Origin of the sequence: Janthinobacterium sp. LS2A, from assembly GCF_036543145.1 — a bacterium.
In the GTDB taxonomy this organism is placed as follows: domain Bacteria; phylum Pseudomonadota; class Gammaproteobacteria; order Burkholderiales; family Burkholderiaceae_D; genus Janthinobacterium; species Janthinobacterium aestuarii.
This window is the reverse complement of sequence record NZ_JAZHPB010000016.1, coordinates 26,003-44,607: the sequence shown is the minus strand read 5'-3', so window position 1 is coordinate 44,607 and position 18,605 is coordinate 26,003. Positions and strand designations below refer to the sequence as shown.

Genomic DNA, 18,605 nt, shown 5'->3' with positions numbered 1-18,605 from the left:
TATAAAAAACACTGGAAGACAAAGACGTCAGCCGCCAGAAAGCGTCTGTCGACAGACAAATTTCATGGCGCACGGAAATAGTATCACCTTGAAAAGTTAGTAAATCCGCAAACAAGAAAACAAGATAACGTTTCTTTTTCGCCCCATTTCATGGAATAAAAACCGGCCCGCCACCCTCCTGCCGCGCATTTGCATGGCAACGGGCGAAAAAAAACCGCAGCACAGGCTGCGGTTCTGGTATCGACCCTTTATGTATCGACCCTTTATTTCTTCGCTTCCTTCGGTTTCACCGGCACCAGGCTCAGGTCCTGGAAGTCGTAGCTGAAATCCGTCTCGGCCGACACGGGCGCCATCTTCACCCGGTCGATGCTGCCATCGGGATTGAGCGAGAACGTCACGTAGGCGTCGGCGTTGAAGTTGCGCTCTTTCCAGCGCACGATGAAGGTGTCGTGCTGCCAGTGTTCCAGCTCGCCCGTCAGGTCCGGCGTGCGCGTAAAGCTGAGGATATGTTTTTTCCCTTCGGGCTTGATGATGACCTTGCCGTACCAGGCATCTTCATACTCGCCGTCGTAGGCCGCCAGAGGCAGCGATGGCTGCGATCTAGCCGCGCGCGCGCTCGACGCCTTGCCCTGCTTTTTCACTTCTTCCGCATGCTGGTCCTGCTCCACCTTGGCCACCAGCGCCAGCCAGTCCGACGGCGCCGCCTGCAGGTAATGGTCGAGGATGCGCCATTGCAGCGCCGTCATGGAACCGCCATTTTCCGCATTGGTCAGAATGGCCACGCCCAGCTTCGCTTCCGGCACCATCACCACGCGTGAATAAAAGCCCTGCAGCGCGCCGCCGTGCATGGCCACCTTCATGCCCTTGTAGTCGCGCAGCTGGAAGCCCAGGCCATACGCGCTGAAATTCGGTTTCGTCGCGGCCAGCGCCGGCTTCGGTTCAGAAATCTTGATCGGCGTTTGCGCCGTCCACATTTCGCGTCCCTGCTTTTCGCTGAACAGGCGCGCGTCCTTGCCATCCTTGTCCTTCACGCCGGCGATCTTGCCGCCGTCGAGCAGCACCATCATCCACTTGGCGATATCTTCCGCATTCGTGTTGATGCCGACGGCGCCCACGGCATTCGGCACGGGCATCGATTTGACGGCGGCGATCTTGCCGTCGATCTTGCTGTGCGCATTGGCGACGTCGGGATTGCCCGCGTTCTCCGCCAGGCTGGTGGTGGTGCCCGTCATGCCCAGCGGCGCCAGGATGCGCTCATGCATAGCCTCGCCCCAGCTTTTCCCCGCCTTGTCGGCGATGATCTTGCCGGCTACGATGTACAGCAGGTTATCGTAGGCATAGCTGTTGCGAAAACTCGTGGCCGGACGGATGTAGCGCAGCTTCTCGATGATCTCGTCGGTGCTGAAGGTCGTCGTCGGCCACCACAGCAAGTCGCCGGCGCCCAGGCCCAGGCCGCTGCGGTGCGTCAGCAAATCGCGGATGGTCATGGCGCCCGTCACGTAGGAATCGTGCATCTGGAAGCCGGGCAAATGCTTGGTAACGGGATCGTCCCAGGCCAGCTTGCCCTCGTCGACCAGCATGGCCAGCGCGGCGGCCGTGAAGCCTTTCGAGTTCGATGCCACTTCGAACACGGTCTTCGCATCGACGGCGGCCGGCTCGCCCAGCTTGCGCACGCCAAAGCCCCTGGCGGTGATGACTTTACCGTCCTTGACGATGGCGATCGCCATGCCGGGCACGTCGAACACTTTCAGGGCGGTGGCGACGTCGCGCTCAAGATCGAAGGCCGGCGCGGGCACCGGTGCGGCGGCGACAACGGGGGCCGCGTCAAGGGCCAGCGCCGGCATGGCGATGCCGGAAAACGCCAGCACGATGGCGGCGGCGAGGCGGTTCATGGTATGCATGGTCAGGATGTCCAAAGAAGGTTCAATGCGCTTGCGCGGCCATCAATTTGTCGACGCTTTCCTGCGTCACCGGGTGGTAGCGTTCGCGCGCCTTCGCATACACGTCCTTGGCCCACGCATGGCCTTGCGGCGTCTTCATCAGGGCGCTGTACAGGGGCACGACGAACTTCTGGCGGCCCACGCTCATAAGGAATGCCTGCAAGGGCTGCTGCACGTCGTAGCCGGCGTTCACGGAGGCCAGGTAGAAGCGGTAGGCCACTTCATTGTTGCCGCTCTTGCCCACACCGTAGACCTGGTCCAGCTCACGCAATTGCGCCGCGCTGGCCTTGTTGTTGATGTCGTTCAGGAAGTGCATCGATTCGATGGCGATCCACTTGTCCATGCCCAGGTCTTTCGTCGGCAATGTGCCTTTCAACCAGGCGTCGCGGTGCTGGTCGAGCAGCGCCAGGCGCGGCGAGACGACGCGCTGCGCGCTGGCCGGAACGCCCGTGCCATACAGCCATTCATCGAGTTCCGCTTCCGGCATCACGGCCGGATGCTGCGCCAGCAGGTTCTTGCGCAGGTAGGTGATGAACTGCTCCGTCGTCACGCTCTGGAACGCGTGCTGGTCGAACCAGCCGCGCAGGAAAGGATCGAACACGGCGCGGCCGGCACGGCGCTCCATGGTGGCCAGGAACCAGGCGCCTTTCGGATAGATGATGCCGTCGTCCGTGTACGTTTCGGCCGGGTTGGCGTCCGCGTCGCGCGTGATCAGCGCCGTTTTCGCGGCCGGCAGTTCGCGGATCGCAGCGGCCAGTTCTTCCTGGTCGACCTGCACGCCCATCTGCGCCACTTCGCTGCCATACAGCTGCTCGACGATGCGCGTGGTGACGTAGGTGGTGAAGCCTTCGTTGAGCCACATGTGCTTCCACGAGGCGTTGGTGACCAGGTTGCCCGACCACGAGTGGGCCAGTTCATGCGCGATCAGGTCGACCAGGCTGCGGTCGCCCGCGATCATGGTCGGCGTGAGGAAGGTCAGGCGCGGGTTTTCCATGCCGCCATAGGGGAACGACGGTGGCAGCACGATCATGTCGTAGCGTCCCCAGCCATATGGACCGTACAGCGCTTCGGCTGCCTGGATCATCTTTTCCGTGTCGGCCAGCTCGTATTCGGCCGCCTTGATGCGCGGCGGTTCCGCATACACGGCGGAGCGGGGACCGAGTTTGCGCACTTCCAATTCGCCGATGGCAATGGCCAGCAGGTACGATGGAATCGGCTGCGGCATCCTGAATTTCCAGCCGCCCTTGCCCGTCGCCTTTTCGTCGTTCTCGGCGCTCATCACGACGCGCATGCCCGCTGGCGCATCGATGCGCGCGCTATACGTAAAACGCACGGCCGGCGTATCCTGCGATGGCACCCACGAGCGGGCGTTGATGCTTTGCGACTGGCTGAACATGAAAGGCAGCTTGCCCGACATGGTCTGCTGCGGCGTGAGCCACTGCAGCGCGATGGCGTTCGGCGCCGTGTGGTAGTAGACGCGCACTTTGCCCGGCTGGCCCGTGGTGGTGATGCGCAGCGCCTGGCCCTTTTCCGGGTCGGCCTTGTCCAGCTGGTACGGCGCCATCTGCCAGGCGCCGCGCTTGTCCTGTACCTGCACTTTCGCGATCGACAAATCGCGCGTATCGAGCACCAGGGTGCGCGCCGCCGGATCGATCCAGTTCAAGGACAGTTCGGCATAGCCGGAGAGCGTCTTTTGCTTGAAGTCCGCTTTCAGGTCCAGCTGCAGGTCGCGCGTGCGCACCTGGTCGTAGCGCGCATAGCTGAGGGGGTCGGCGTGCGCGGCCAGGGTTACCTGGCAAAGGAGCGCACAGCCCAGCGCGCGCAGGAAGGTCAAAGTTTGCATGGTCGTCTTTTGAATGATTTGCGAAAGCCCCGGTCCGTGTGCGCCGGGGCGTCGCGCAGAATAGCACTTCCGGCGCGGGCCGGCAGAAAAAAGCGCCGGACTGGCCGGCGCTGTTTCCCTATTTTGCTTCCGGCTTGGCCTCGGGCGCCTTGAGCGGCGTATTAAAATCCTTCATCAGGTTGTTCTTGTCGCGATCAAGCTTGAACAGCTCGAGGCGCGATGGCGTGATTTTTCTCGGCCAGCTATTGTTGCTGGTGTCGATGTCGGCCGTCTCCCAGTACGGGTCCTGCACCAGCCCCACCATCGGCTCGTCCGTGACGATCACCTTGCTGATCTTGTGCGGTGCATAGCGCCACACTTCGGCCGGCACGCGCTCGATGATCTTCTTGCCGCTTTTCAGTTCGATTTCCAGGATCAGCGGCATCACCAGGCCGCCGAGATTCGAAAAGTCGACCAGGTACAAGTGCTTGCCCATGTTGCGCTGTTCCAGCAGCTTGCGCTCCCACGGCTCCAGCGTTTCCTGCTCTTCCGCATAGCTGTTGCGGTCCTTGTTGGTGACCGTGAAATCATCGTGCCGGTTATAGAAATCCTTCAGCGCGGGGTCGATGTCGACCTTCTTCGGCAGCGCCTTGTTGCGCTGGTCCGAAATCGAGATGGGCTGCGCGTCTTTCTGCGCCTTCTTCCACGCTTTCTCGATTTCCGGATTCTTCGTACTAACGCCATATTCGCTGATGCCGTCGATGCTGATGTCGACCGCATCGGTGGTATAGAACCAGCCGCGCCAGAACCAGTCCAGGTCCGTGCCGGACGCGTCTTCCATGGTGCGGAAAAAGTCGGCCGGCGTCGGGCGCTTGAACTTCCAGCGCAGCGCGTACTGCTTGAAGGCGAAGTCGAACAGTTCACGCCCGAGGATGGTTTCACGCAGGATGTTGAGCGCCGTGGCCGGCTTGTCGTAGGCGTTCGCCGTGAACTGCAGCAAGGACTCGGAATTGGTCATGATGGGCACCTGGTTCTGGCTGCGCATGTAGTCGACGATCTTGCGCGGCTCGCCATTCCACGACGGGAAATGCTCTTCCCACGCCTGCTCGGCCAGGTACTGCAGGAAGGAGTTGAGGCCCTCGTCCATCCACGTCCACTGGCGCTCGTCCGAGTTGACGATCATGGGAAAATAATTGTGGCCCACTTCGTGGATGATCACGCCGATCAGGTCATACTTTGCCGTCTTCGAATACGTGAGCTCCCCCGTCTTCTTGTCCTTCACGGGGCGCCCGCCATTGAACGCAATCATCGGATACTCCATGCCGCCCACGGCGCCGTTGACGGAAATCGCGTTCGGATACGGATAGTCGAAACTGTATTTGTTGTACTGCTCGATCGCGTGCACGACGGCGCGCGTGCTGTACTGCTGCCACAGCGGGTTGCCCTCGTTCGGGTAATACGACATCGCCATCACGCGCTTGCCGCCGCTGTCCAGGCCCAGCGCATCCCAGATGAACTTGCGGCTCGAGGCCCACGCCACGTCGCGCACATTGGCCGCCTTGAAGTGCCAGGTTTTCATCCCCGCAGCCTTGCCTTTTTCCGCCGCCAGCGCTTCCTGCGGCGTGATCACCAGCAGCGGCGTGTTGCTGTTTTTCGCCCGCGCCAGGCGCTCGCGCTGCGCCGCGCTCAGTACGGCCGCAGGATTTTGCAGTTCGCCCGTGGCGGCCACCACGTGGTCGCCCGGCACCGTCAGGTACAGCTCGTAGTCGCCAAACTCCAGCGTGAATTCGCCGGAGCCGAGGAACTGCTTGTGCTGCCAGCCAACGGCGTCGTAATACGCGGCCATGCGCGGGAACCACTGCGCGATCTGGAAGATCGTGTTCTTGTCGTCTTCAAAATACTCGTAGCCGGAGCGCTCGACGAGCACCTTCTGGTCATTGATCCGATACGACCAGTCGATATTGAACGTGACGCTCTGGCCGGGCGCCAGCGCCACCGGCAGATCGATGCGCAGCATGGTCTGGTTGACCACATACGGCAGCGGCTTGCCGTTGGCCGCTTTCACGGCGGTGAGCTTGAAGCCGCCGTCAAATTCGCGGCCCGCATGGATGGCGCGCAAGTCCTCGAATTTCAGCGCCTCGTCTTCGCTGCCACTGAGCCAGGACTGGCGCGATGGGGCACTCAATACGCGGCGCTGGTCGGCATCCTGGCGCAAGCCATTCTGGTCCAGCTGCAGCCACAGATAGGCCAGGCTGTCGGGCGAGCGGTTGTGATAGGTGATCTGCTCACTGGCCGTGATGGCGCGGCGTTCCTCATCGAGCGTGGCGCGGATCACGTAATCGGCGCGCTGCTGCCAGTAGGCGTGGCCGGGCGCGCCGGACGCCGTGCGGTAGCTGTTCGGCGTGGGCAGCAGCTCTTCCAGCTGGCGGAACTTGTCGTCGAAGGGCGCGGCGGCGCACAGGCCGGACAAGGGGACAAACAAGGTCAAACACAAGGCAAGCAAGCGGACAAGGACCGGCATGGCGCATTCCATCTGGGAGTCGTGGACAGAACTGCATTCTAAGTCGAGTCTGTTTGCAATCGGTCATTGTTGTCGAAGTCCCACACACCGGGCCGCGCCCCACCCGGGCGCTACTGGCGCCGGCGCGGGCATTGGCGTATGATGCGCCTCGAACATTGGGGAGTAGTCGTCCCGCGGTCCTGCCGCGGGAACCTGTATCAACATGATTGGCCCGCAGGCCATGGTGCAGGTGGTTGCAGAACTTGACGAGACCATTGATCCAGGGCGGCCGCATGGGCCGGAGTCGCCTGTGGATCATTGGTTAATTCGTCCGGCCCGCGTACCTCTTGCAATCTCATGGAAGCATTCCTCATCTCCACCGGCATCGTCGGTCTCGCTGAAATCGGCGACAAAACCCAGCTCCTGGCCTTTCTGCTGGCCGCCAAATTTCGTAAACCCCTGCCCATCGTGCTGGCCATTTTCGTCGCTACCATCGCCAACCACGCGTTCGCCGCCGCCGTCGGCGCCTGGATTACCAGCATGCTGGGACCCGACGTGCTGCGCTGGGTACTGGGCGTGTCGTTCCTGGCCATGGCCGCCTGGACGCTGATCCCCGACAAGCTCGATGAAGACGAAACGAAGCTGGCCAAATACGGCGTCTTCCTGACCACCCTGATCGCCTTCTTCATGGCGGAAATGGGCGACAAGACGCAAGTGGCGACCGTGGCGCTGGCGGCGCGCTACCACGACATTGTTTCCGTCGTGCTGGGCACCACCTTCGGCATGATGCTGGCCAACGTGCCGGCCGTCTACCTGGGCGACAGGATCGCCAACCGTGTATCGCTGCGCCTCGTGCACGGCATCGCGGCGCTGGTGTTTGCCGTGCTGGGCGTGGCCACCCTGCTCGGTGCAGGCGCCGCCCTGGGTTTCTGAGACAGTCTTGGATAATTTCTCATTTACAATATTCATGTTCATAATTACAATGTCGGCGACATGAATACCGGCGCGCCGATCCCAACGGCCGGTGCGCTTTCTTGAGGAATGTATGTATTTGAATGGAAAAATGGCGGCGCTGTGCCTGGCCGCTTGCGCCAGCCAGCCTGCCGCCGCCACGGCGGCAGCCTTGAACTACCACCAGCAGACGGCAACGCAGTCCGCGCCCGAAGTGCGCACGCGCGACCTGCTGCTGTTTGGCGCCGGCCTGATCCTGCTGGCCGGCCGGCGCCGTCCCGAACACGATACGTGGCAAGTACGTGGGCAAGACTAAACCAGCAGCAGCACCGCATACTCGCGGCCCTCGTCGCGCAGGGCGATGCTGTTGCCGCCCTGCGCGACGCCATCGAGCGACAGTCCCGCAGGCCGCCCCTGCGCCTGCTCCACCGTGATGGCGTAGCTGCTGGCGCCGAAGCGGTAATGCAGCTTGAAGCTGCGCCACTCGGCCGGCATCATCGGTGCCATGCGCAGCACGTTCGCTTCGCGCGTCAAGCCGAGCAGGGATTCGACGATCAACCGGTACAGCCAGCCCGACGATCCCGTGTACCAGCTCCAGCCGCCCCGTCCCACGTGCGGCGCCACGGCATACACGTCGGCCGTCACCACGTACGGCTCCACCTTGTAGCGCGCCACCTCCTGCGCGTCTGCGCCATGGCGCACGGGACTGATCATGCGCAGCAGTTCCCATGCCTTTTCGCCATCGCCCATGCGGGCAAACGCCATCGCCGTCCAGATGGCCGCATGCGTGTACTGGCCGCCGTTCTCGCGCACGCCCGGCACATAGCCGCGGATGTAGCCGGGATTGAGGTCGGCTTTGTCGAACGGCGGATCGAGCAGCTGGATCACCCCGGAATCACGGCGCACGAGGCGCGCATCGACCTGGCGCATGGCGCCGGCGACCCGCTCCTTGTTGGCGGCGCCCGACAGCACGCCCCAGCTTTGCGAAATCGAATCGATCTGGCATTCCTCGTTCGTGTGCGAACCCAAGGGCGTGCCATCGTCGAAATACGCGCGCCGGTACCACTCGCCATCCCACGCATGTTCCTCGACGTTGGCCGCCAGTTTCACGGCTTCGTCGCGGCAGAACTGGGCGAACGCAGCGTCGCCGCGCAGCATGGCCACCTCGGCAAAGCGCTGCAGCACTTCGTACAGGAAGAAGGCCAGCCACACGCTCTCGCCCTTGCCATGTTCGCCCACCTTGTCCATGCCGTCGTTCCAGTCGCAGGAACCGATCAGCGGCAAACCGTGCACGCCCAGGCGCAGGCCATGGCGGATGGCGCGCACGCAATGTTCGTACAGGTCGGCCGACTCGCCCGAGCGCACGGGCAAGTCGTAGTAGGAATCCTCTTCCGGCTTGACGGCGCGCCCCTCAATGAAGGGCGCCACTTCCGACAGCACGTTGACGTCGCCCGTGGCGATCACATAGCGGCAGGCGGCCAGTGGCAGCCACAGGTAATCGTCGGAGCAGTGCGTGCGCACGCCGCGGTCCGATGGCGGATGCCACCAGTGCTGCACGTCGCCTTCGACAAACTGGTGCGCCGCGCACAACAGCAAGTGCTTGCGCAGCAGCTGCGGCGCCGTGTGTATCATCGCCATCGCGTCTTGCAGCTGGTCGCGGAAACCGTAGGCGCCGCCCGACTGGTAATAGCCGCTGCGCGCCCACAGGCGGCAGGCGATGGTCTGGTACATAAGCCAGCCATTGGCGATCACGTCGAGCGACGGGTCGGGCGTCTCGATGCGCACGGCGCCCAGGGTGCTGTCCCAGTGCGCACGCACGGCGTCGAGCGTAGCGCGCGCCGCTTCCTTGCCCGCATGGCGCTGCACCATGGTGCTGGCGTCGGCATTGCGGCGCCCGCCCACGCCGAGGATAAAGACGATGTCGCGCTCCTGCCCCGGCTGCAATTCAAACGGCACCTGGATGGCGGCACACTGGTCCAGTCCCGTGCCCGCCTTGCCGGACAGGCGTACGCGGCGCAGCGCCGCCGGCTGCGCCAGACTGCCGTTGCGGCCGATGAATTCATTGCGGTCGCAGGTGATGGAGCGGATGCTGGCGTCCGTATTGAAGAAGCCGACCCGGCCCGAAAACTCCGTGTTGTAGTTATTGCGCGCAAACAGGGCGCCGCTGATCGTGTCGACCTCGGTGGCCACATGCATGCCGGACTTGGCGCGCAGGTCGGCCATCACCCATTCCACATAGCCGGTAACGGACAGCCGGCGCGGCACGCCGCTGTCGTTGCGCACCTTGATCACCGAATATTTGACGGCCGCGTCCAGCGCCACATAGGTGCACAATTCCGTGGCGATACCTCCTTCGCTGTGTTCGAAAATGCTGTAGCCGAAACCGTGGCGCGTCACGTAGTCGCCGCTGCCGCGCGCCGGCAGTGACGTGGGCGACCAGAACTGGCCGCTTTGCTCGTCGCGCACATAGAACGCTTCGCCGGACAGGTCGGAGACAGGGTCGTTCTGCCATGGCGTGAGGCGGAATTCATGCGCATTCTCGCTCCACGTGTACGCCTGGCCCGCTTCGGACACCACCGTGCCGAATTGCGCGTTGGCCAGCACGTTCGACCACGGCGCCGGCGTCTGCTTGCCTTCTGCCGTGGTGATCACGTATTCGCGGCCGTCGGGTGTAAAACCGCCGAGGCCATTTTCCAGGATCAACTGGCGCTCTGGCGCCCGGTGCGGCACGCCGCCCTGTTCGCGGGCCGGGTCCTGCAGCAGCGGCGGCATGCGCAGCACGGGGCTCGGCGGGCGTTTGACCTGCTCGGCCAGGGTGCCGCGCAAATCGCTGATGATGGCGCGCGCCACCGATTGCAGCAAGATGCGGTCTTCATTGGCGATCTGCTCGGCCAGGCGCACGAAGATGCCGCCCGGACGGTCGATCGCCTGCGCATCGATGCCCGAGGCGATCAAGCCCATGATCTGGTCGTGCAGCAGCTGGCGGTAGCCCGACTGCTCTTCGTACCAGATCACCAGGTCGACGATCAATCCTTTCAGGCGCCAATAGGCATGCGCCTGCACCATCTGGCGCGCCAGCTCGATATTGGCCGCGTCGCGTATCTGCAGCAGCACGATGGGCAGGTCGCCGGAAATGGCATACGCCCACAGGCCGGACTGGCCGCGCTGGTTCTTGATCAGGATGCTGGCCTCAGCGCGCAGGGCCGCATTCGGATAGATCACGGCGTTGGCCAGGCGCGCATACAGCTGCGCGTCCGCTTCGCTGGCGTTCAACTGGCGCAGCACCACCTGGCTGTGCGTCCAGGCCAGTTCGAACACGCGGTCGGCCAGATGGCGGTCCTGGTATTTGTCGATCAGGTGCAAGGCCGCATCGCGCTGTTCGGCCATGCCGGTGACGCTGTCGACGGTGACGGCCTGGTCGGGTTCGAGCGTGATGACATAGCGGATGGCCACGATGGGGTCGAGCACGGAACCGTGGCCGCCACTGAGCGGGCCACTTTCCTGCAGCGCCTGCGGCAGCTGCGCCGTATTGCCGCGGCCGATGAAGCGCGCGCGGTCCGTTTCGAACGATACTTCGTAGCGCTCGATATCGTGCACGGTCATCACATGCAGCAGCCACGGCATCTGCTCCTCTTTCGAGCGGGGCCGGCGCGTGCATAAAATCGCCTTTTCATGCGCGAGGATTTCCGTCTGCACAAACAGTTTGCTGAACGCCGGATGGGCCGCATCGGCCGCCGCCGGCGCCATCACCACTTCGGCAAAGCTGGTGATCTCGATACGCCGCTGGCGGTTCGAATTATTGCTGATGCGCGTACGCCGGATTTCGATGTCGTCCTCGGGCGAGACGACGATTTCCGTGTACAGGTCCAGGCCATGGTCGGCGCGGCGGAACTCGGCCCGGCCCTCCGAAAAAATCACTTCGTATTTCTTCGGTTCGGCCAACGTGGGCTGGTACATGGTGGACCAGACTTCGCCATCATCGAGGTCGCGCAGATAGCAGAAATTGCCCCAGTTATCGCGCGTGCTGTCCTCGCGCCAGCGCGTCACGGACAGGTCTTTCCAGCGGCTGTAGCTGCCGCCCGCATTGCTCACCATGACGTGGTAGCGGCCATTCGACAGCAGCTGCGTTTCCGGCACGGCGCTGTTGGCTTGCGTGAGGATGCGCATCGGCATGGCCTGCTCGGGCGCGCCGCTGCGCAGCACCGCCAGTTCGGCCGTGTTCGAGTAAAACGCGCCCGCCTGCGGCGTGCGTTCCTGCAGCACCAGCAAGGCCGATTGCAGCAGCGGATCGGACTCGAAACGGCGCTGCATCGGGCGGTCGTGCAGCAGGTAGCTGAGGGCCAGAAAGCCCATGCCCTGGTGGTGCACCATGAAGGAGCGGATGATGGCGCTGCCCTGCCCACGCGGCAGGCGCGCCGTAGTGAAATCGATCGCTTCAAAAAAGCCGTAGCGACCCATGTAGCCGGCCGCCTGCATGCGCTGCAGGTTCTGGCACGACGCTTCCGGCTGCACCATCAGGCCCATCATGCTGGCGTACGGCGCCACCACCAGGTCGTCGGCCAGGCCCCGCTTCAAGCCCAGCCCCGGCACGCCGAAGGCACGGTATTGGTAGTTCAAACTGGCGTCGACCGTGTTGTAGCCGGATTCGGAAATCCCCCATGGCACGTCGCGCTGGCGCCCGTAATCGATCTGCGCCTCGATGACGGAGTGGTAGGTCTGGTCGAGCAAGGTGTTCGGGTAGTTCGGCATCACAAGGAGCGGCATCAGGTACTCGAACATCGAGCCGCTCCACGACAGCAGCACGGGCTGGCCGGCCACCATGCACAGCTGGCGGCCCAGGGCGAACCAGTGCTCCTGCGGCAGCTGGCCCTGGGCGATGGCGATGAAGCTGGCCAGGCGCACTTCGGAAGCCAATAAGTCGTAGTAGCTGGGGTCCAGGCGCCGCTCGCTCACGTTGTAGCCGATGGCCAGCAGTTTTGTCGATGGGTTGTACAGGAAGCCGTATTCGATCTGCGCGAAGTCGCGCGCCTGGCCCGCCGCGTGGGCGATGTCGCGCATGTGGCGGCCCGCCTGTTCGCGGCCCTGCGCCAGCAAGGCGGCCAACTCCGAAGGCAGGCCTTCCGGCGTTTCCAGGTTGGCCAGTTCACGCAGGGTCGGCACGCGCAGCCACGCCGCATCGACACCCGCCTGCGCCGCCCACGGCGCCAGTTGCAGCAACTCGGCCAGCGCCGCACGGCACTGGCGCGCCAGCGCACCCGCCCACATCGACAGCTCGCCATCCTCGCTTTGCAAGGTCAGCGACAGCAGCGCGTCGGCCGCGCCATTCGCGGCAGAAAGGTAGGCATGCCATTCGGCCAGGCTGGCCGGTGCGGCCTGCGCCTGCAGCAGGGTCATGCTGTCGCGCATGGCCTTGCCCTCGCCTTCGGCGGCGATGAATTCCTGCAGCACCTGCGCCGTCGTGCGGATGCCCTGCACCACTTGCGCGCCGATGATCGGGGCGTCATACAGCTCCACCAGTCCCGGCTGCAAGGTCAGCAGATGGCCGGCCAGGTTGCCGCTGTCGACCGTTGAAATGTACATCGGCTGCAGCGCCTTCAGGGTCTGCGTGTCGTACCAGTTATAGAAATGGCCCTGGAAGCGTTCCAGTTCGCCCATGCTGTGCAGGGTGGCGCGGCTGCGCTCGATCAACTGGCCCAGGGTCAGATAGCCGAAATCGTAGGCCGTCAGGTTGGCCAGCAACGCCAGGCCGATATTCGTCGGCGAGGTACGGTGCGCCACCACGAGGTTCGGGTGTTCCTGCATGTTATCAGGCGGCAGCCAGTGGTCGTCCGGCCCGACGAAGGTGTCGAAATAGGCCCAGGTCTTGCGCGCCACGCCGTGCAGGAAACGTCCCTGCTCGGCCGACAGGCGCGCCACGGCCCGCTCGATGGGGCGGCTGATCCACCAGGCGATGGCGGGCGCGGCCAGCCACAAGAGCAGCACCACGGCGGCGGCGGGCAAGGCTTCCGGACGCCAGTAGAGCAAGGCGCCGAAGGTGGCCAGCGCCAGCGCGGGCGAGCACCACATGGCGCGCCAGCTGTCGGCCTGCGAACCTGACGATACATGCAGGTTCGAGGCGCGCCAGTCGAGCAAATGCTTGTGCGACACGCCCAGGCGCCACAGGGTGCGCACGATGGCATCGAGGCTGATCCACGCTTCGTACGGCAGGAAGACGAGGGTCAGCATGGCGTGCGAAAACTGCACGCCGCAGCGCCGCTCGAAGGCGGCCAGGTGCTGGCGCCACAGGGTGTCGCGTGGTTTGCGCAGCAGATCGTACAGGGCCGAAAAAACAGGCGGCAGGAAAATGATGGCCAGCACGGCCGCGCTCCAGAAGGCCACGTGCGGCAAGAAGCCCCACACCAGCAGCAGCGACAAGGTGGTCGCGGGCGCGACGACGCTGCGGCGCAGGTTGTCGAACAGCTTCCAGCGCGACAGCATCGACAAGGGATTGCGTTCGCGCTTGCCGGCGCGGCCCGGCACCCGGCCCAGCAGCCAGCCGACCAGTTGCCAGTCGCCGCGGATCCAGCGCTGGCGGCGGCTCACGTCAGCGTCGTAGCGGGCCGGATATTCTTCGTACAGCTGCGAGTCGCTCAAGAGGCCGGCGCGCAGATAACAGCCTTCCAGCAGATCGTGGCTGAGGATTTTATTGTCGGGCAGGCGCTGGCCCAGCACGCGCTCGAACATGTCGAGATCGTAGATGCCCTTGCCGATGAACGAGCCTTCATAAAACACGTCCTGGTACAGGTCGGAGACGGTGCGCGTATACGGGTCGATGCCCGGTTCGCCGCCGCACAGCAGCTCGTAGCGCGAGGCGTTCGCGCTGGGCAGCGCCACGGCCACACGCGGCTGCAGGATGCCGTAGCCGGCCACGACGCGCGTGCCGGCCGCGTCGAGCACGGGGCGGTTCAGCGGGTGCATCATGGTGGCGATGAATTCGCGCGCCGCGTCGCGCGGCAGCTGCGTATCGGTGTCGAGCGTGATCACGTATTTGATCGTGCGCAGGCCGCGCAACTCGCCTTCCACCAGCGAGAATTTGTCGCGCGCGCCGCCGCGCAAGAACGCGTGCAGGTCGGACAATTTTCCGCGCTTGCGCTCCTGCCCCATCCACGCATTCTGCTGCGAATTCCACAGGCGCGGACGGTGCAGCAGCAGGAACGGTCCCACATGGCCCAGCTCCTCGGGATCGGCAGGGTCCCCGTTTTCCTTGAATTCGACGCCCTCCACGCGGTATTTCTCGTTCAGGATGCGGATGGTCTCCTGCGCCTGGCGCAGCAGGGCTTCGTCGCCCGGCATCGTTTGCGCCTCGGCGTCGACGAAGTCCGTCAGCAGGCAGAAACGCAGGTTCGGGTCGCGGTTGGCGAGATAACGCACTTCCAGCGCCTCGCACAGGGCCGCCACGTTTTCCTCGCTGTAGATCAGGGTCGGCACGACAACGATGCCGCGCGCGTCCGACGGAATGCCGGCCTGGTAATCCATGCGCGGCAGCGGGTGCGGCGACGTCATCAGGGTCGCCAGCCAGTTCACCACGGCCACGGCCAGCTGGCTGCTGCCCAGCAGCGCCAGCGCGCCCAGCGCCGCCAGGGGCCAGCCCTGCACGCCATGGCGCACGGCGCGCTCGAGCAGCAAGGCGCTCGTCGCCAGGGTCAGGAAGCAGATGGCGCCCAGGTAGACGGCCAGCGGCGCGGCGCGCGCCGTATGCTGCAGCGCCTCGACGAAGGGCAGCTTCGCGCCTGCCTGTTTTTCCAGTACCAGCACGCCGCGCCCCACCAGGTAGAAGCCGATGTGGCCGCGGCGCGCGTCATTGCCGTTGCCGTGCGTGTGCGCCAGCTGCACCACCATCTCGGCCACTTCCACTTCGCTGCGCGCGCTGCGCCTGGCGATGCGTTCGATGGCGTGGCGGTAGCTGTCGCGCGTGGCGAAATCCATCAATCCATACGTGCCGGCCGGATCGAGGCGCAAGGTCTGCTCGACCACGCTCATGGTCTCGACGAATTCCTGCCAATCCATGGTGCCGAGAAAACGCAGGCTGCCGATGCTGTTGGCGATCGATACCTGGTCGGCCGCCTGCTGCCCGATCTCGGACTGGATCTGCTGTTCGATGGTGAGGCCCGACTCGGCCAGCTTGTGCGTCAGCCACGACAGCGCCAGGGTCAGCGAGGAACTCTGTCCCTGCAGGCGGCGCGACAATTCGGCCACGAAGGCACTGGTCATCGGCGGATTCGAACGGGCCATGTCGGCCACGAGCAGGATCAAGCCGCTGGGATTGCGCTCGGCTATCTCCGTCATCTGGTCGGCCCAGGTATTGGCCAGGTCGCGCTGCATGCGGTCGTCGGCCACGCGCACGGCGACGCGGCGCAGGTTTTCGATCAGGGCCAGGCGCAGCATGATGGGCACTGCCCACAGTTCACCCAGGGTCAGGGTGGCCACATCCTGGTAAGCCTCGACGAAGTGGCACAGGTTTTCCAGGTCGACCCTGCCATCGCCGTGCGAGATGATTTCCAGCGCAATTTTATAGACGCGCGGGCAGCCGGCGTCGGGGCCCGACGTCAAGCGCGGCAGCTCCTTGCTGTAGTTCTTCGGCAAATGGCGCCGCGTGGTGCGGATCTGCTCTTCGATCAGGTAAAAATTATCGAGCAGCCATTCCGAGGCGGGCGTGACCTGGCGTCCGCTTTTGACGGTCGCCGTCAGCTCGTTGACGGTGGCCGTGATCAGGGCCGCATTATCGGCCAGGCGCGCCAACAGGCGGTCGCGGCCGTGATGCTTGCCCACCGCATGGCCGGTGGCCACGTGCTTGCCGTGGGCGGCCATCTGCATGGCGCTGAATAATTCGGAACGCAGGGGCAAGGCATCGTCGCGCGCGGCGTCGAAGGTGTCCGGTGCAAGGGAATGGTCGCGGAAGATTTCTTTAACTTTGGAAATCTGTTCCTTGATCTGCTGCGTGACAACTGCTGTGTACTCTTTCAACTTGGGGCCTCGCTAGGTGCGCGCACACAGCCAGCGGCCGCCGTCACGCTGGCCCAGTCTGGAAGAACACGATCGGACACTGGCGAAGACGGAAAGCGAAGCGCCGGAGCGTTGCGACGAATCTCAGGGTATAGGGAGATTTTCTGAACTTCATCGTAGGTGCGCCATCTGCGCAAGACCGTGCGCTAGCGTACATACATCACGTTTTAGGGACGTTTCAGCAAAGAAATTAGCCTGTTGAGCGGCAGAAAAATGCCGTCAGGAAATGAATGCAAGAAATGCGAGAAGAGCACCGTGCCAAAGATGGCACGGTGCAATATTTCAAGGAAGAAAGTTCAGACCGTTCAGGCGGCGATGGCCAGCGGGTGGCGCGTCGCCTCGGCCATCGCCATGCCGCCATTGAGTTGCCATGCCGCGCCGTGACCGAGGCGGCGGAGGCAGGCGCTAGCGCGCGCGCTGCGGTTACCGCTGCGGCAGAAAAATACCAGCGGGCGCTGCGGCTGCTGCAGCCACGCGGCCACCTGTCCCGCCAGGCGGCTCAGCGGTACGCTGCGCACCTCGCAGCCCTCGAACACCGTGCCGGCGCACGCCGCGTGTTCATACGCTTCGCGCACGTCGACGAGGATGGCGTCGGGATGCTGGCGCAGGAAGGCGGGTAAGGCGGCCGCATCGAGCTGCAGTTCGACAGCCGGCGCGCTACCGTCCTGCACGGTGCGCACGGTAGCGCAAATGCTGCCGTCGTCGCCTGACGCGCACAGCACGGTATCCTGTGTCAGCAGCGCCGCATCCAGCAAGGGCGCCAACGCTTCGGGCGCCAAGGCACCGATGAAGGCGAAGCGCTGCCCCAGCAGATACACATGGTTTTCGCCGCATTCGACGCGGCGCAAACGCTGCTGGCCCAGCGCCAGCTCACCGTCGATATCGACGTGACCGACTTGTTCGATCTCGAGTTCCTGCAGCAGCGCCAGGCGCGCCACGCCATGGTCGGCTGGTGCCGCCGTGTGCACGATGGCGCGCAAGGCCAAGTGCTGGCAGCGGATGAAAGCGGCCAGGCGCGGCACGAGCGCGGCGACGGGATCGATGACGACGCAACTGGCGCTGGCAGCGTCGCTGAGCAGCCAGGTGCACTGGCCATCGACGCTGAGCTGAATCACGCCGTCCTGCGGCGATGGCGCCAGCGCGGACGGCAGCAGGCAGCTGCTGCGCAGCGCTTCGCCGCAGCGCTCGATGCGCGCGCAGGCGGCCGTAATGGTCGCCGCGTCGATCAGGGGACCGAACGACAAACGGATGGCCGAGCTGGCACGCCATTGCGGCACGTGCATCGCTTCCAGCACATAGCTGGGGAGCGCCTTGGCGGCGGAACAGGCGCTGCCCGAGCTGACGCGCACGCGCGCCGCGTCGAACAGATCGAGCAATTCCTTTGACGACAAACCGGGCACGGAAAAATTGAGCGTCGTCGACAAGGACAAGTCGAACGGCATATTGAACACGATGCCGGGGAAGGCACGTTCCAGGCTGGCCACCAGCTGCGCGCGGAACGCGGCCAGGTCGGCGTGGCTGCGGAAGGTCTTACCATCGTCGAGCGCGGCCAGCACGGCGCCCAGCGCGGCGATGCCGGCCATGTTTTCCGTGCCCGAGCGCAAGCCCGCTTCCTGGCCGCCGCCCATCATCAACGGGGTAAACGGGGCGCCGGCGCGCACGTACAGCATGCCGATGCCCTTGGGCGCATACAGCTTGTGGCCGGAAAACGGCGCGTAATCGATGCGCGTGGCGGCCAGGTTCAGCTTCAGCTTGCCCAGCGCCTGCACGCAATCGACCATCCAGTAGGCATCGGCGCCGCGCTCCTGCAGCAGCTGCGCGATGGCGGACAAATCGCTGACGACACCCGTTTCATTATTCGCCGCCATCGTGCACAGCATGGCCGCGTCGCCGATCAGCGCACCGAGTGCCTGCAGATCGTGGCGCCCCTGCGCATCGACGGGCAGCTTGCGCACTTCCAGGTTCAGGCCCAGCAGGCGATTCCAGTGCGCCAGGCTTTCCGGCACGGCCTTGTGCTCGGTCGCGCCATACAGCAGCAGGCTGCCGATGCGCTTGCCCGCATCGCGCCGTTCGCGCAACGCGCACAGGGCCGACAGCACGGCCGTCTGGATGCCTTCGGTGGCGCCGCTGTTGAACATCAGGCGGCCATCGCCCACGCCCAGCAAGCCGCTGGCGCGCCGGCGCACGCCATCCATCATGGCCTTGGCCTGCAATCCCGTCGCGTGGGTGCTGCTGGGATTGCCATAGCCCTGCTCCATCGCCTGCTTGGCAGCGGCAACGGCGGCGGGCAGCACGCAAGTGGTGGCATTGCTGTCGAGGTAGATTTCTTTCATGATGGCAGTCTGAGTAT

At 64.5% G+C, this 18,605-nt stretch carries 7 protein-coding genes and 1 riboswitch; of the genes, 2 read left to right on the top strand and 5 right to left on the bottom strand.

The genetic code is table 11. The features are described from left to right. Nucleotides 1-263: 263 nt before the first annotated feature. From V3C40_RS27960 to V3C40_RS27950, 3 genes are all read right to left on the bottom strand, one after another. Nucleotides 264-1,901: a serine hydrolase gene (locus tag V3C40_RS27960; RefSeq protein ID WP_331779129.1), complete on the bottom strand. Its 1,638-nt coding sequence runs from the start codon at nucleotides 1,899-1,901 to the stop codon at nucleotides 264-266. 22 nt (nucleotides 1,902-1,923) lie between these two features. Then, nucleotides 1,924-3,783 carry a M1 family metallopeptidase gene (locus V3C40_RS27955; protein WP_331779128.1) on the bottom strand — a complete coding sequence of 620 codons (1,860 nt, stop codon included), beginning with the start codon at nucleotides 3,781-3,783 and terminating at the stop codon, nucleotides 1,924-1,926. 118 nt (nucleotides 3,784-3,901) lie between these two features. Then, the gene (locus V3C40_RS27950) at nucleotides 3,902-6,283 is read right to left on the bottom strand and encodes a M1 family aminopeptidase (RefSeq protein WP_331779127.1); all 2,382 of its coding nucleotides are present in this window, start codon (nucleotides 6,281-6,283) and stop codon (nucleotides 3,902-3,904) included. 145 nt (nucleotides 6,284-6,428) lie between these two features. Beyond that, a riboswitch (yybP-ykoY riboswitch) is annotated at nucleotides 6,429-6,598 on the top strand. Nucleotides 6,599-6,619: 21 nt separating this feature from the next. Here V3C40_RS27950 and V3C40_RS27945 point away from each other — a divergent pair. Beyond that, on the top strand, nucleotides 6,620-7,195 hold the full coding sequence (locus V3C40_RS27945; protein ID WP_058050181.1) for a TMEM165/GDT1 family protein: 576 nt from the start codon (nucleotides 6,620-6,622) through the stop codon (nucleotides 7,193-7,195). Nucleotides 7,196-7,307: 112 nt separating this feature from the next. Then, the gene (locus V3C40_RS27940) at nucleotides 7,308-7,529 is read left to right on the top strand and encodes a hypothetical protein (protein WP_331779126.1); all 222 of its coding nucleotides are present in this window, start codon (nucleotides 7,308-7,310) and stop codon (nucleotides 7,527-7,529) included. Here V3C40_RS27940 and V3C40_RS27935 read toward each other — a convergent pair. Both V3C40_RS27935 and V3C40_RS27930 read right to left on the bottom strand, forming a co-directional pair. Continuing rightward, nucleotides 7,526-16,153 (bottom strand): GH36-type glycosyl hydrolase domain-containing protein, encoded by an 8,628-nt coding sequence (locus V3C40_RS27935; protein WP_442907322.1) that lies wholly within the window; start codon nucleotides 16,151-16,153, stop codon nucleotides 7,526-7,528. The two genes, V3C40_RS27940 and V3C40_RS27935, sit on opposite strands and share 4 nt — an antisense overlap. Before the next feature lie 407 nt (nucleotides 16,154-16,560). Next, a complete protein-coding gene (locus V3C40_RS27930; protein WP_331779125.1) occupies nucleotides 16,561-18,588 on the bottom strand; it encodes an aminotransferase class V-fold PLP-dependent enzyme in 2,028 nt (675 codons plus the stop codon). Between the last annotated feature and the right edge of the window lie 17 nt (nucleotides 18,589-18,605).